Source organism: Nostoc sp. DedQUE05, from assembly GCF_034530955.1.
Taxonomy (GTDB): domain Bacteria; phylum Cyanobacteriota; class Cyanobacteriia; order Cyanobacteriales; family Nostocaceae; genus Nostoc.
This window is the reverse complement of the sequence record NZ_JAVRCB010000038.1, coordinates 21234-37149: the sequence shown is the minus strand read 5'-3', so window position 1 is coordinate 37149 and position 15916 is coordinate 21234. Positions and strand designations below refer to the sequence as shown.

7 protein-coding genes are annotated in these 15916 nt (G+C 40.6%); all 7 read right to left on the bottom strand.

Translation table 11 applies throughout. The annotated features are described in order from the left end of the window. Positions 1-114: 114 nt before the first annotated feature. Positions 115-909, bottom strand: a complete 795-nt coding sequence (locus RMZ42_RS24895) for an SDR family oxidoreductase (protein WP_322673929.1) — start codon at positions 907-909, stop codon at positions 115-117. Positions 910-922: 13 nt separating this feature from the next. Beyond that, positions 923-1609, bottom strand: a complete 687-nt coding sequence (locus RMZ42_RS24890; protein WP_322673928.1) for a cupin domain-containing protein — start codon at positions 1607-1609, stop codon at positions 923-925. Next, positions 1602-2210 (bottom strand): LysR family transcriptional regulator, encoded by a 609-nt coding sequence (locus tag RMZ42_RS24885; RefSeq protein ID WP_322673927.1) that lies wholly within the window; start codon positions 2208-2210, stop codon positions 1602-1604. The genes RMZ42_RS24890 and RMZ42_RS24885 overlap by 8 nt, the downstream gene beginning before the upstream one ends. Positions 2211-2351: 141 nt before the next feature. Beyond that, on the bottom strand, positions 2352-7286 hold the full coding sequence (locus RMZ42_RS24880) for a non-ribosomal peptide synthetase (protein WP_322673926.1): 4935 nt from the start codon (positions 7284-7286) through the stop codon (positions 2352-2354). Further along, on the bottom strand, positions 7287-11519 hold the full coding sequence (locus RMZ42_RS24875) for an SDR family NAD(P)-dependent oxidoreductase (protein ID WP_322673925.1): 4233 nt from the start codon (positions 11517-11519) through the stop codon (positions 7287-7289). A gap of 266 nt (positions 11520-11785) precedes the next feature. Beyond that, on the bottom strand, positions 11786-12181 hold the full coding sequence (locus RMZ42_RS24870) for a hypothetical protein (protein ID WP_322673924.1): 396 nt from the start codon (positions 12179-12181) through the stop codon (positions 11786-11788). A 266-nt stretch (positions 12182-12447) separates the two neighbouring features. Further along, entirely contained in the window at positions 12448-14574 is a 2127-nt protein-coding gene (locus tag RMZ42_RS24865) for a patatin-like phospholipase family protein (protein ID WP_322673923.1), read from the bottom strand. Positions 14575-15916: the final 1342 nt, after the last annotated feature.

The following is a 15916-nucleotide window of genomic DNA, read 5'->3' as shown; positions in this document are numbered from 1 at the left end:
GCCCAATTTTATTAGCAATGTATTAATAACCTCTGGGCCTCTGCGGTTCGTTTAAAAAAAGTAATTTTCATAAATCAAATAGAACTTGTATAAACTAAAAACTTACCAAATTTTTTAAAAAGCAGATGTTGACAATCCGCCATCTACTGGAATAGTAACACCCGTAATATAACTGGCACATTCTGACGCTAGAAAAGCTACCAAATTAGCAACCTCACTAGAAAAACCGCGACGACCAAGAGGAATCATTTTATTAGTTCCTTCAATGATTGAATCAACCGTTCGACCTTCCTCTTCGGCAAATACTTCTAAATATTCTCTATGCCTGGGAGTATCAATCAGACCAGGATTGACACAGGTAACTAAAACATTCCACTTAGCAACTTGTGAAGCAACAGTTTTAGTAAAATTGATTAATCCAGCATTCGCCACTCCCGATTTCACAAGACGACTAGAAGGTTCTTTACCTGATGTCCCAACAATATTGATAATGCGTCCCCATTGCTGATTTTTCATCGTCGGTAGCACTAAATTCGTCATGCGAATATAGCCCATTAACTTGCCTTCAAAGACAGACAACCAATCTTCATCAGATAGGTTTTCTACTGCTTCATTAGAAAAACTAGCCCCTTCTGAATTATTGACTAATATATCAAGTTTTCCAAATTGCTTGATAGCTTCTTGGACTAAGTTTTGAGAATCACTTGGATTTTGCACATCAGCACAAATCGGGATAATTTTTGCTTGAGAACCAATCAAACCTTGATAAGCTTGTTCTAACCGTTCAGAATTTCTCCCACAAATTACTAACTGACAACCTTCTGCTGCCAGCTTTTGGGCAACGCTATAACCTATGCCAGCACTTGCTCCGGTCACTAAAGCTACTTTTTGTGTTAATCCTAAATCCATGATGAATATTCCTTTAGGAAGTAGTTAGCGCTGTCTTAGAAAAACTATCTTTGAGCGAAAAATGAGAGCGAGGTTTAATCACAAGTTCAATCAAAGATACTGTTTCATCAGAAGAATTATATCCTCCATAAACAACATCAGCAGGAACATAATAAACACTACCATATTCTACCTGTTGCTGTTGTTCTGCAACTGCGATCGTCAATTTATCATTCAGGACTATTCCCATTATTTCATCAGCCGATTGGCGAATTGGAATTATTCCTTTGGGAGGAATTTGAGTGATAATAATCTCAAACCAAGAACCAACAACAGACTTACACTCAAAACCTGTAACTTCATCTTGAGTTGATGTAACTTTCAGAATAGCCTCCTCAGCTTCCTCAAAATTTGTGATGCGTTTCACATCAAACGCTAACGCTGTTTCTGAGAAAGGGTTGATAGAACCATGAAGAACATTAGAACCAGCTACATAAACTTGCTCAAATGGCTCCAGAATTTCTTTAGTACCGTTGAGGTTAAATTCCAAACGTCCCGCAATTTGCATTCCAATTTGGCTTTCGGGATGTCGATGCAATTCAAAAATAGCTCCTGGGGGAATAGAAGCTAATTGCACAACTGTGTCTTGACATTGAAATGCGATTAACTCTACATCTGAATTAATTTTGATGGTTTTTGGCTGAGGAAAATATTTAGACATAATTTTCTGCTAATTTTTTCTGAAAAATTGACCAACTCATCTGGATATTTCCGTAGGTTGAAATAAACTCTAAATCGTAGGCTTTCACCGCATTCTCATTAGTAATAGCGAAATCAGCTAAACCCTGCATTACTTGAATTGCTGAATCGCTGGTAGAAGGAGACAAATCCACTTGTATTTGTGTTCGATCTTGAGAGTCTGGCAATAGTTTTGTTAACAGAGGTAAAGGAGCAGGATGAGTAACAATTCTAGAACCGTTGAAAACTGCCTCTTTATTTTTTTTCTTAGCCAATCCATAAACTGGAGTAGGAAATATAAAAATGAAGCCTAGCTCAAAACTTGGCTCCATATAAAACTCATTAATTCGGTCGTAAGCATGAGGGACTAAAGCCATATTTACTTTGTCTTGTAGCAAAGCTTCTTTGACATCTGTAAAAGTATCAAATAACTGAGTTGATACAGTAAATTCTTCTGAGATAAGATGGTTATTTATGTGCTTGGCAGCGTAGTCACTACTAGTAGCATTAGGCCCCAAAGTACCTATGACTAAATTTTTTGAAGGAGGGATACGAGGTTGAAATTCAATCTGAAATTCCAGCATAGTTTTTCCTGAGTAATCATCATGATATTTTTTGGTAGTGAATCATTAGTAGCTTTGTTATAAATTACCTCCAGAAATTTAGTTTATTTGCAGAAAACTTTGTTAAAACAGAAACCGGGTTTATAGTATGAACGACTTTATTTAATTAATTTCTGCTAGTAGTTCGTCCAAAGCTTCTTGGCTAAACTCAACTTCCGGGAAATCTGAAGGAGTATAGCCACCTGCCTCTGGGGATAAACAGTGGGCAATAATAGCTTCTAAGGCTTCTATATATTCATTAGCTAGATTTTCTACAGTGGCCCGGCGATGGAAATGCTCGCTATATTGCCATTCCAGTTTCAGCCTTCCTTCAACAACTAATCCATTTACAGTTAACAAATGGCGGCGCTGTCCTTTGAGACTGTGAATGGAACCGCTAGACTCTTGAGCATATTTCCACCCAAGGGTTGCTAACTGCGTTTGGTCAAATTGACCCAAGTAGTTAAAGCTCACCTCAGCTTGGGGTAGGACTTGTATAGGTAGTTTTTCTCCTCTGCTCGACGGCAGTTGCTCCTGGGGGAAACCCCCAAGACCGCACTGCCTCCCCTGCTCCCCTGCCCCCCTGCTCCCCGCTCCCTGCTCAAGAGCTTTTTCACTGCGATCGCTCTCATCCAGGCTAAGATAGCGCCAGATGCCATAATCAATACCTCGGTTGGGAATACGTCGCAGTTGCTCTTTTACCGACTTGAGAACCTCTCCGGGATCGAAACGATCCTCCAGTTTTAACAGCACGGGGAATATAGTAGTAAACCAGCCTACAGTACGAGACAAGTCCACATCCTCAAACAAGTCCTCTCGTCCGTGACCTTCTAAGTCAATCAGAAGGCAGTGAGAACCTGTCCAACGAGCGAAAGTCTGCACCAACGCTGTCAGCAGCACATCGTTAATTTGAGTATTGTAGGCTCCGGGGACATCCTGTAATAGAGTGCGAGTCTGTTCTACATTCAGGTATACAGATACAATCCGACTGGAAGCTACAGTATTATCTTGGGCAACAGCAGCATAATCCAACGGTAAAGGAGCAATTGGGAACTGGATTGAGTCCAGCCAGTAATCTAACTGTGAGTAGAGTTGTTGACTGCGGGCATAATCCTGCAATCGCATTGCCCAATTCTTGAAGGAAGTTGTTTTTGCAGGTAGTTGGATACTTTTGCCAGTTTCTAATTGTTTGTATGCTCCAGATAAATTTTCTAGCAAAATTCGCCACGAGATCCCATCTACAGCCAGGTGATGGATGATAATGAGTAAACGTCCGGGGGAATTGCCTAAGTGAAACAGAACGACCCGCATCAGCGGCCCATCTGCTAAGTTCAGCGTTCTTTGTTCTTCCTCTGCCCTGGCTTCAATTGTCCTTAACTGTTCTGCTTGGGGCAGATAGGACAAATCTGCAATACTCAACGATACGCCATTGCTCGCATCACTGTTGTACTGCTGCCATTGCCCCTCCTGCTGCACAAACCGCAGGCGTAGAGCATCGTGATGGTACAGTAACTTTTGTAGTGCCTGCTTTAATAACTCCGGTTGCAAATTTGCGGGAACTTCTAGCAGGAAGGATTGGTTAAAGTGATGAGGTTCTGGCAGATTTTGCTCAAAGAACCAGTGCTGAATCGGTGTTAGAGGGACAACCCCTGTAACTAAACCTTGTTCTGATTGAACCGAATTAATTGTACCAGCAACAGCAGCTAATTCAGCAATTGTTTGATGTTGAAATATTTGTTTGGGAGTAAGTTTTAGTCCGGCTTGATTAGCTTTAGCAATAATTTGCATACTAATGATAGAATCTCCGCCCAATTCAAAGAAATTGTCGTGGATACCGACTTTTTTTAGAACTAAAACCTCCCGCCAAATCTTTGCCAAGACTTCTTGAGTGTGGGTGTGGGGAGAGACAAAGCCAGTTGATTCATCGAACTCGAACTCTGGTACTGGTAATGCACGACGATCTACTTTGCCGTTGGGGGTAATCGGCAGAACTTCTAGAACTATGAAGGATGCAGGTATCATGTAACTGGGGAGCTTGGACTTGAGAAACTGACGTAACTCATTACTGTTCGGCTGTGTCAGTTCTGGGATGATATATGCTGCCAAACTCTTAATACTGGGTTTATCTTCTCTTGCAAGCACAACAGCATCGCGTACCTGTGGGTGTTGAGTCAAAGCCGCCTCAATTTCGGAAAGTTCAATGCGAAAGCCACGAATTTTAACTTGGCTATCAATGCGACCCAAGAATTCTATATTGCCATCGGCTTGGTAGCGAACCAAATCGCCTGTTTTATATAAAAGTGCTGAGTGCTGAATTGTCCTCCTACTCCCTGCTCCCTGCTCCCTGCTCCCCTGCTCCCCTGCTCCCCTGCCTCTCTGGAAAGGGTTACGAATGAAGCGTTCTGATGTCAGGTCGGGACGGTGGAGGTAGCCTCGTGCCAAGCTCTCACCACCGATGTACAATTCTCCAGTCACACCAATGGGTACAGGTTGCAACAGGGAATCGAGTATATAAACTTGGGTATTAGCGATCGCCCGCCCAATCGCAGGTGGTATATAGTCTTGTTGTCTTTTCGGAACAGTACCAGATGTTGTGACTACAGTATTCTCTGTTGGCCCGTAGTTATTCACCACCTTAAAGGGATGGGAATCTGAAGGATACTGATGCAATTGATCCCCACCTGTGAGCAAAGTCCGCAAAGCAGCATTCGCCGGCCAATTTAATGATAAAATTTTCTCGGCCATTGGTGTCGGTAGGAAACTAATGGTTATTGCTTTTGACAACAACCAGTCTCGTAGTTGCTCGGGGTAAAGTCGGGTTTCATCGTTAGGAAAGTGAATGCTAGCTCCCGCCGTCAGATAAGACCAGATTTCCCAACCACAAGCGTCAAATGCGACTCCCGCAATTTGTGTTGCTCGGTCAAGCGGCGACACTGCAAAAGCTTGTTGATGCCAAAAGACGAGATTTAACAATCCTCGATGTTCAATTTGCACTCCTTTGGGTTTGCCAGTGGAACCGGAAGTGTAAATCACATAAGCCAGATTGTCAGTTGTTACTGTATGAAGTAAATTCTCTACACTGGTGCTGAAGATTGCTGTGTCGCTATCCAGACAAATCACCTGCACTTGATGTGACGGTAGCATTGCGACCAAGCTTTTCTGGGTCAACAGCACTTTAACTTGGGCATCTTCTAGCATAAACGCCAACCGCTCTTGAGGATATGCTGGATCAAGCGGTACATAAGCCCCACCAGCCTTGAGAATGCCCAGGAATCCTACTATCATTAGGGGAGAACGCTCAACACAAATTCCTACCAATACTTCTGCACCAACACCTAAAGATTGCAGATAGTGCGCTAATTGATTGGCGCGGAGGTTCAATTGCTGGTATGTCAGAGACTCATCCTCATAGACCACAGCCACAGCATTTGGTGTTTTTTCCACCTGTTCTTCAAACAACTGATGGATGCATTTGCTGTCAGGATAAGGCGTATAAGTATCATTCCACACCACTAGTAACTGATGTCGCTCCTGCTGACTCAGCAGTGGTAATTCACCAATGGTTTGATTCGGATTAGCAATAATCCCTGCTAACAAAGTCTGGAAATGACTTGTCATCCTCGCAATGGTATCTGGCTCAAAGAGGTCGCTGTTATATTCCCACGAACCGATCAGCCCCTCTTTTGTGTCCCAAACTGCCAAGGTCAAATCAAACTGAGATGTTCCACGTTCTATAAATTGAGGAGTCAGGGTAACATCAGGCAATTCTAATGTATCCAACAAGAAATTCTCTAAGACAAACACCACTTGGAATAGGGGATTGTAGCTGAGAGAACGTTCTGGTTGCAAGGCTTCTACTACTTGTTCAAAGGGGACATCTTGATGAGTGTAAGCAGACGTTGCAACTTGTCGCACTTGAGAGAGAAACTCACCGAAACTCGGATTTCCCTCGATTTGGTGACGCAGTACCAATGTATTGACAAAAAAGCCCATCAATGTTTCTATCTCTGTGCGGTTGCGGTTGGCAATAGGGCTACCAATGCAGATATCATCTTGACCACTGTAACGAAACATTAAAACTACGAAAGCCGCCAGTAGGGTATGAAAGAGGGTAGCTCCTGACTGTTGGCTGAAAATTTTGATTTGCTGGCTCAAATTTTGGTCAATTTGAAATTCCTGGGTAGCACCACAGAAAGTCTGAACGGCGGGACGTGGTTTGTCTGTGGGTAGTTCTAATAAGGGTGTAGCACCAGCTAATTGTTGCTTCCAGTAATTGAGTTGCTGTTTTTGAATTTCTTCGGTTAACCATTGTCGCTGCCAAACTGCAAAATCAGCATACTGGATGGGCAACTCAGCGAGGAGTAAAGGAGAATCAAGAGTAAAAGCTCGGTAGAGGCTGGACAACTCTTTGATGAATATCCCCATTGACCAGCCATCCGTGATTATATGGTGCATAATCAACACCAGCACATTCGACTCTGACCCCAGTCGCAGTAAAGTGACTCGCAACAAAGGGCCATTATCCAAATCAAAAGGTTGCCGAGCTTCTTTTGTGACAATCTGTTGTACTTCTGATTCTTCTAAACCTTGCAAGTCCAGCACTGGCATAGCAATCAGCAAGCTAGGAGAAATTACCTGCACGGGTTTTCCATCTATTGCTGGAAATGTTGTCCGTAAAATCTCGTGGCGGCGAATGATTTCGTTGATACTCTGCTGAAGAACTTCTACGTTGAGTACACCTTGAACGCGCAGCTGGAAACCCTCGTTATAAAATGGGCTTTGGCTCTCTAATTGATAGAGAAACCACATCCTCTGCTGGGCAAAGGATAAGGGCAACTCTGTAGAACGCTCTATAGGCAGTATTGGTGCAAAGGAGGAGTCTGTGGCAGTCTTGGCTTCTTGTATAAAAGCCAGGATTTCTGATTTGCGTTCTAGCAATTGGTTTTTCAGGTCTGGGTTCATCACTCCCTTGGGAGCGCGATAGTTTAAGCGATCGCCTTCTAACCAAATTTTGATGCCTAAACTATTTAAATAAGAGACAAATTCTATTGTTGTCATTTATAATACGCCTCCCTCATATTCTTCCTCTGCGTCATCAATAGCTACATTCCACTTGCTGACGACAGTTTGTAGCGCCTCAAGACTTTCTCCCAAACCAGCTACAGTTGGGGATGCAAAAAAACGATTGGGCGACAACTCAACAGAAAAAGTCTCACGCAACCGAGAAATGACTTGGAAGGCTAGCAAGGAATTTCCTCCTAATTGAAAGAAGTTATCATGAATGCCGATTTGAGGTATGCCTAATACTTCTTGCCAGTTTTGAGCTATTTGCCGTTCTGTCTCGTTTCGGGGAGCGATCGCTCTTTGAGTCATACCCCTAGCCAATAAGTCTCGATTGATTTCACCATTAGCGGTGAGAGGCATTTGGGATAGTTGCACGAAGTCACAGTTAACGGTTGTTGTGAAGCGATCGCGCACCGTCAAATCTGATAACTCTGGTACGGTAGAACCGTTACTCGTAGTGAAATAGGCAGTTAATTTCTGTAGCCCTGGAAACTCAGAGGTGAAACGCCGAATTTTGGGATTGCTGCCATCTAAACCGACTATTAGCTGTGCTTGGTTGTGATATAAACCAGCCAAAAAGGAATATAATCCTTGTTGCAAACTCATCTCATAATAGCCTTGAGCGCGGGTGATTTCTTGCCTCTGATAACCCTTGTTAATCCCTGTATCACGCCAATTTGTCCAAGCAAAGCAATAGCTGTGCAACCTGCTAACAGAACGTTGATATTGATTAAAGCTTTCCAAAAAGTTGTTAGCAGCAGCATAAGCAGAAATTGTCGCTCCACCAAAGAAACTTGCTAAAGACGAAAAGCTAATGAAAATCCCCTGTCCTTGCTTCTTAAGTACCTGATGTAGTACCCAAGTGCCTAACACTTTGGGTTGCAGAATTGCAGCTAAACTCTGTGGTGTTTCATTCACTAGCATTTGTTCGTGATAAGTTCCCGCCAGATGAATCACGCCATCCAATTGACATCCCCAGTTAGCCTTGGCTTTTTCCACCACTTGTTGCACTGCTTGAAAGTCGCAGATATCCACTGCTTCATAAACCACGGAACCAAGCTGCTTTAATTCCTGATAAACTTTGACTTTTTCTAATGAGACATTTGGTAAACGAGTCCGACCTACTAATAACAATTTGGCATTAAAAAATTTAATTAGATATTTAGCAATTTCAACTGCAACGCCTCCAAGCCCACCACTTATGAGATACATTCCCCCCATTTTCAAAGTAAGTTCTTGCTTTGGTTTGTCTTGCAGATTAACTTTTTCTAAACCTGCAATTAAACGTTGTCCATTGCGATAAGCTATTTCTTGGTCTTTTGAGAAAATCTGGAGTTCTTGTAGAAGATAGTTACCATCTACTTGTACTGAATTTGGTGTCAAATCTATGTGACGACAAGTTAACCAAGGTATTTCTTGGGGAATAGTTTTAATTACACCGAGAACTGGAGATTTTTCATAAGCAATCTTGTCTGTTACTTGCGTAGATTGGGTGTAGCTAGAAACAAATAATAACTGTAAATCTGGTAAACTTTGAGTTTTTGCTAGGGCTTGGACAAGAAATAACAAACTGTAAATTCCCTGTTCTTGCACTTTTTCCAGAGCTGCTAGGCTTTTGATTTCTCCGCCATACTCTTGATAATTCCACAGATGGAGAATCTGACCAATGGTCTGTTTATCTGCCTTGATTGTGTCAAGCAAAAGCTGATAATGGTCTGCATTTCCAGGATTTAAAAAGAAGTGATTGGAATCTTTTTTAGCAAAATCAGAGCCGGGTGAAACACACAGATATGGCAGGTTTTGCTGTTCTAGTTGCTGACAAACAAATGTCCCCAATCCTAACTCGTCGAGGAAGACTATAGTTAGACAACCTTGGGGTAAAGCTTTTATAAGTTTGGCTTGCTTCCGCCGCCAGACTTTTTGATAGAACCAATCAGGAATAGTATTAGTATTATTTAGTAATATATCAACTTGTTTGATAATGTGGTTAAACTCACCTGCACCGAAGCGATCGCGAAGTTGCGATCGCTGAATTTTACCAATGATGGTTTTAGGAATATCTTCTTTAGGTAATAAAATTAAATAATCAGGATTTAACCCGATTTTACTGACGACTGTCTGCCGAATTTTATTTAGCAGTTCTAATAGTTTTTGATCTTCCGTAACAGGCGAACTGAAGAAGATAGCCAGTTTCTCTGTTGCATCATCAGCATCGCAGACTGCACAAGCGGCTGTGTAGGAAACTTCAATTTCTGCAATTTCTTCAACTACTGCTTCAATTTCATGACTGTAGTAGTTAGCTCCATTGATAATGATAGTTTCTTTGGCGCGACCAGTAACAACTAATTGTCCGTTGGCAATGAATCCTAAATCTCCAGTATCAAACCAGCCATCTTTTAAAAATGATTGACTGTTCGCATCGTAGTTGTTGTAATATCCCGGAGAAACTGCATCACCTTTAACTTGCAAACGACCGATAGTGTCTTCTGTTAATACAGAGTTTTGCTCGTCTACTATGCGAATTTTAACCCCAGGAATAACTGAACCTAAATCAGTAAAAGTATGAGGATTTGGATGGTCTATTTCTACTCGTTTAATAGTACCTTCTAAGATAGATTTATCTATCCTATGGAATAACAAAGGTGCTTCTTTTTTGGGCTGATAATATGTAATTCCCGAACCCATCTCTGCCATCCCAAAAGCTGGTCTAATTGCTGTTGCTTCGAGTCCATAAACAATTAAATTTTCTCGAAAATCTTCCACAGCTTTACTAGATACTGCTTCGCCAGCTGTTAGGAGAAATTTTACGCAAGATAAGTTCCAGTTCTGTTCTGGTTCTTGTTTGAGAGAGTCATTAACTATGGCATAAGCAAAGTTGGGGGCCCAGCTATGAGTAATCCGATATTTATGGATCAAATCCAACCAGTTGAGGAGGCGACCTAAGATATATTCTTTTTGGGCATAAACTAGGGTGCAACCGATTTCTATACCACGAATATGCCAGTCGGAAATGCTGCCAATATGATCGAACGGCAGCCAATTTAAAACTATATCTTCTCGCTGGTGTTGATTGAGTTGGTTAGCCCCTCTGGCACGAGCAATGAGATTTTGATGAGTCAATTGAACGCATTTTGGGATTCCTGTACTGCCAGAAGTCAGATTGAAAAGAGCCACTTCATCTGGTTGACTCTGGTGATATTGTTTGCTGGCAGGATTGTCTTTTAATGCTTCAATCGTGTCTGTTTTTAGGCGTTCTGCTGGTAGCCATTGCGATAGTAATTCTACCTCTTGTTTGAGAGCTTCTGTAGTTAAGATGACTGGACTATCTAAGAACTGCCAAATATGACAAAGCTTATCCACCACCTTGTTTGATTCTCTATAAGTTGGTGGTACTTCCACGATCGCAGGTACAAAGCCTCCCAATATGCACCCCCAAAAAGCTGGAATAATGTCACAGCTAAGTTCCATCTGCAATATGACTTTGTTTTTTGGCTTGAGTCCCAACTTTCTCAAACCAGCAAGAATTCGCTCGGCAACTTCCAGTAATTCAGCGTAGGATTGGCGTAGTTCTGTGCCATCGGGCAACAGGTAAATAATACCCTCACCTGTAACCTTTTGAGCAGCTCTTTGCAAAACTTCCGGCAAGGTAATAGGTGCATTGCGATCGTTCGGGAGAATATCACCGTGGCTGATGGCAAGTGGCTTCGGCTGTGTGAAATGTTGTGGTGTATTGGGCTGAGAGGCTTTGAGGATTGGAGAAAAGTTTGCGATCGCATTTTTGTTTTGCCAATCTGGGAGCAAATCTGACAAATGGAGTGAGGGAATTTGCTTTCTCAACTCCTGTACTACTACCACTGCCTGTTCGATTTTATAATGAGAATTAAGTTGTTTTTCTACTTGCTCTATTAAACTTTCATCAATAACAGGAATGTTACTCAAAGCTAATTCGTCTACCTCTCCTGTGGCAGTTAAAGGTAGATTTGACACTGATACAAAAGCTCTTGGTAGTAATGCTTCATCGCATATATCTTGAAGATAAAAGCGAATTTGTTCTAGCAAAATATTTGAGCTTGAAACAATATATAGTATGACTTCTAGCGGAGATATTTTCTTGACAATTACTGTACATTCGTTTATTGAAGTTTTCTCCAATAAAACTAATTCAAAATCAGTTTTAATTTGCTGTATTTTCTCCAAATCTAAACTTTTTTTTTCTGAAAAATTCATTTGATTATCAACCCATACTGTATATAAGTGGTGGTTAAAAACTATAAATTGAATGAATTAGTGCAGAACAAGTTTTTAGGTTTTAATCTGTTCCTATTTAAATATACTTTCATGCGGCATTGCATAATTTTGAATAATGGCCTTTGAGTGTTTAATCCGGTATAAATCGGACTCAGAGGCCATTTTATTATTTGAGAGCAATTAAGCGCGATCGCACTTAATTTAGTAACATTTTGTTGGCAGTCTCAACAAATGTAACAGGAAAATTATTCCTCGACGATTTCAATTGTCTTTGGCGGCTGAACCTCTTCAAAATTATCAGTGATTGTTGGGTTAAGTTCATTTTTTAGTTTGAGTTTTAGATCCTCTGTAATGGGTAAATCTTTAATTTCTTTGAGGAGATATCTCACAGATTCGGTTTTGCGACGTTCTGCATAAATATTCTTGAGAACTGCTTCAATTCCAAATCCCGCTATAGCCTCCCCTACAAGCGTTGTCAAACCAAGCACACCTAGACCGCCGATGATGCCAAACGGGCCTCCCAACCCCGCCAGGGCAGCTACAACGCCGTAACCACCCGCCAAACCTGTTGCAGAAATTGCAATTACCAGAAGTATGCCAGGAAGACCCAAAGCAGCGATTTTTTTAACGACTTCATCCATTGGAATTACCTCAAATCCTTACATTCTTGGTTAAATCTTGATTAAGGGTAATAGAATTTATTCACCCTTACTTGCTAGCTTAGTACTTAATCGAGATGGTGACTAATTTTTACTTTTTCAAAACTGAGTGCTGAGTGAGGAGTGCTGAGTGCTGTTAGCAAAAAGCTAAGGTTTAGCCCGTGCTGAGTTAGGAGTTAAGAGTTAAGAGTTTTGTTTATCTCCTTGTCTCCTCATCTCCCTCATCTCCCTGCTCCCCTGCCTCTTTTTTAGGCTAACAAAATACTACATAACTCATCGATTTGTTTACTTTTTTCTGTAATCAGTCGATGAGCTATAGTTTGTAACTGACGAATATTTTCTGATTTGACATTATCTATGTCTTCTAAATCACCTGTTAAAAATGTTTGAAATCTATAATAAGAGCCTCTGATTTCCTTGTCAGGAGACTCAAATAAGTGTTCTAATTCTCCAGCTACAACTTCACTACCACCGTCCATAACAATGTTTAAAAGAGGTTTTACCCATTGCAATTGTCCCCAATTTTTCACATCGTTATACTTGTAAACACTCGTCAGGGAACCTGTACCCAAGGAAACTAATAAGATATCGTTGGTATGTAGCACTGCTTTTTGAGCTTGTCTACTGATTTTCGCTTCTGTAATCGCCAAGCTTGCTGGATTATTAGCAACCAATCCTCCGTCTACTAAATTATAGAAGCCACTAGGATTATGGGAAGTCGCAACTCGATAGGGAGGAAAATAAGTAGGTGTCGCACTAGTTGCCATTGCCGCATCTTTGAGCGTAAAACCGACACTCACCTTCCGAAATTTTTTAGATTCTATCTGTTGTTTTTCGATTTGGTTGGTAAAGAATATCGGAATTCGCTGTTCGATATCGTAGCTAGTGACGAAAACTTCTTTAAGATTATTTTCTAGAGGGGTATTACCAAAATATTGGTTGATAATTTCTTCTCTGCCGTCAGACGCATATTTGGGTTGAGCAAACATATCTTCAAGAGGGCCGAGCAAATGTTCAAAAAATGGCTCGTAAAATATCTCAGCCCCATATTCGACATATAATTTGACCATCTGTTCGGCACTGTACTGAGCTTGTGGCTCACTTTCAGATATAGATGGATCTAAACTTAATTGGGGTTTAGTCAATCCTAGTGCCAGAATTCCTCCGGTTGAAGTGCCTGCAATTAAGTCGAATAAACTAAAAATCGGTTTTTTTGTGCGCTTTTCAATTTCTGCTAATATTAGCGCTGGGATAATGCCTCGAATACCGCCTCCATCAATGGAAAGAATTTTATATCTAGGATTGGCTGTAGTAATCATAGTTTTTTGCGATCGCTCCTGAGTTAATTTTTGTGGTTTTTTGGGCTGTTGGATATCGGCCAGAACTTGACTTTCAGTTGCTTGAGCTATTTCGACTTTCTCTTCTTGCTTTGGCTGGGAAGTTTGAATGTTGGTATTTTCACTCTGCTTCTTTGCCCCTTTTTTTCCCTTTCCTGTAGTTGAGGCTACAGGAACGGGAGTTACAAGAATGTCGTTTTCTACATCTGGGGAAACCTCAATGGATTGCTGCGAGTCAGCTTTGCCAACAGCAGTTAGTTCAGTGGAGGAAACCTCTGCAACTGACTGGTTCTCTTCTGGGGAATTGCTTGTTGTTTGACTCTGGTTCGATGATTGGGTAATTCCAAATGGAATTTGTGCTAAACCCCAACTGGGATTACCATGCAAAGTTCCATTATGAGTATTTTCAGTCTGGTCTTTTACGGTCGTTCCTTCTCCTTCGTTTAAAATCCAATAAGCGACTAATCCTTGTTCCTTGCCGACTAGAGGCTTAATGCGGTGTGTTTGGATTTCCACTGGCGGACAGGGGTAATTCCAGACGCTAATATTAGCTAATTGACCTGTGAAATATATGTTGTTGTGTAAAGTCGCGCCCAGAGTCACAGGACTAGTTGCTTTGTTTAAAGAGTCACCTGTCAAATAGCCAAAATACTCATGCTCGTCAAGGTGTATAGTCAGTTGACCCCGATTAAAAACAATAGCAAAGAAGTGCCATTGTCCGACAGTTAATTCTCCATTGCCAAAGGTTTTGATAACCTTCTCAGCCTTTTCATCAATATATATATCTAAGTTTCCTGATTCATTGATGCCAAACTCAAAGTTATCACTATATCGGTCTGAGGAACGGGCAAAAAAAACATTGTGCGTTCCGTATGTAGTGGCTTGATTTTTTAGTTCTTGAGGATTAATCCATCCAGAAATTGTAAAGGCTGAACTCCCCTCAGCAAAAACACCACCAATATCATTTCTGCCAAAATTTATATAATCATCTTGACCATCAAATGTTATAACTGATTGGCTATATACCTGGGTTGTCACGATATTTTAATCTCCAAATAAGAGTAGAACTGAAGAAAGTCCTTAGCGACGATTAAAATTTATGGCGATCGCTTGAATTAATAGGGTGTACTCGGATTCCTATCATCGTCCATCGTCGCACTCTCTACGACTGACTATACCAGTATGGCTGCGCTCTTTGTTAGTTGCCATATCTCACTCACCATTAAGATTTTTCCAATTCAAATCTTGACAAGTATTAAACAAAATTACTAAACCTTTATAAACTTATAACTTATTCAAAACTATAATTTATTACAATTTTGAAAACTTTTAATTATTGCCCAAATATTCAAAATTTATGTTCATTGTATCAGAAACATAGTTTATCTGAATTTTTTAGTCAAGATATTTATCTAAATATTTACTTAAATTTATAAAATTATTATGCTTTAAATCTTTGCGAACAACATTACTTGTTGGCGATTAATTTCTTAACTGTCTTAACTGTCTTAACTGTCTTAACTGTCTTAACTGTCTTAACCGAATTGTTTGAAATGCTGTTGCATTTTATTGAGAAAAATGAGATGATTCTTTAACTGAAATTTTCAGTATGTTAATTTAAAGAAAGTAAATTTGTTTCAACGATATAGGAATCTGTTTTTATTTCTGAAATTATTTGCGTGGTGCGCGTTGGCGTTAGCGTTGGCGTTGGCAAAGCCTCTCGTAGAGAAGCGCAGCGCAAGCGCGATAGAAAGGAAACTCTTAACAGGGAACAGGTAACAGGAGAGAAGAAAGTTAGAGGTCTACTGAGTTTTTTCACGCAATCAAATATGAGTCCTATAGATTAGTTTTTATCAAAAAAGAGTAAAATCATCAGTTACATTAGGGGTAATTCTGCTGCGGTTGAGCTATTCTTACACCATTGGGAAATCCGTTTAGTATCGTAGGAGGTATCGGGCTATTTGGTCTAATAACGGTTGTAGGGGGATGCTGTAGCAGGATATGGACTTGAAGCTATTGTTAAAGCTATTTATAAAGTAACAAAACTGAATTTGTTCAATTTTTCCTTAAATAAATTAAAGATTTACCGATTACAATAGACTTAGCTTGGAGTTAAGTATTACTTTTTAGGAAGTAGAGACTACAAAAACAATTGAAATTGTTGAGAAATGATTTTGATGGCTAGTTGTTACCTAATGCCAACCCACTTTTAGCAAAAGTTTAGTTAGGTAATATTAATTATTGAAGAGCGGACTTTAAGAAGGATATATAGCATTTCCTAGTCTGTTGAGGTACAAATCTCTGCGTACCTCTGCGCTTTACTTTGCGTCCCTCTGCGTTTCAAAATATTATCTGTACCTCACTTAACAGGGAATCGCTA

Coding starts and splice junctions, on each gene's coding strand:
- RMZ42_RS24875 (WP_322673925.1), bottom strand. CDS start 11,519: ATGAATTTTTCAGAAAAAAAAAGTTTAGATTTGGAGAAAATACAGCAA.
- RMZ42_RS24885 (WP_322673927.1), bottom strand. CDS start 2,210: ATGCTGGAATTTCAGATTGAATTTCAACCTCGTATCCCTCCTTCAAAA.
- RMZ42_RS24870 (WP_322673924.1), bottom strand. CDS start 12,181: ATGGATGAAGTCGTTAAAAAAATCGCTGCTTTGGGTCTTCCTGGCATA.
- RMZ42_RS24895 (WP_322673929.1), bottom strand. CDS start 909: ATGGATTTAGGATTAACACAAAAAGTAGCTTTAGTGACCGGAGCAAGT.
- RMZ42_RS24890 (WP_322673928.1), bottom strand. CDS start 1,609: ATGTCTAAATATTTTCCTCAGCCAAAAACCATCAAAATTAATTCAGAT.
- RMZ42_RS24880 (WP_322673926.1), bottom strand. CDS start 7,286: ATGACAACAATAGAATTTGTCTCTTATTTAAATAGTTTAGGCATCAAA.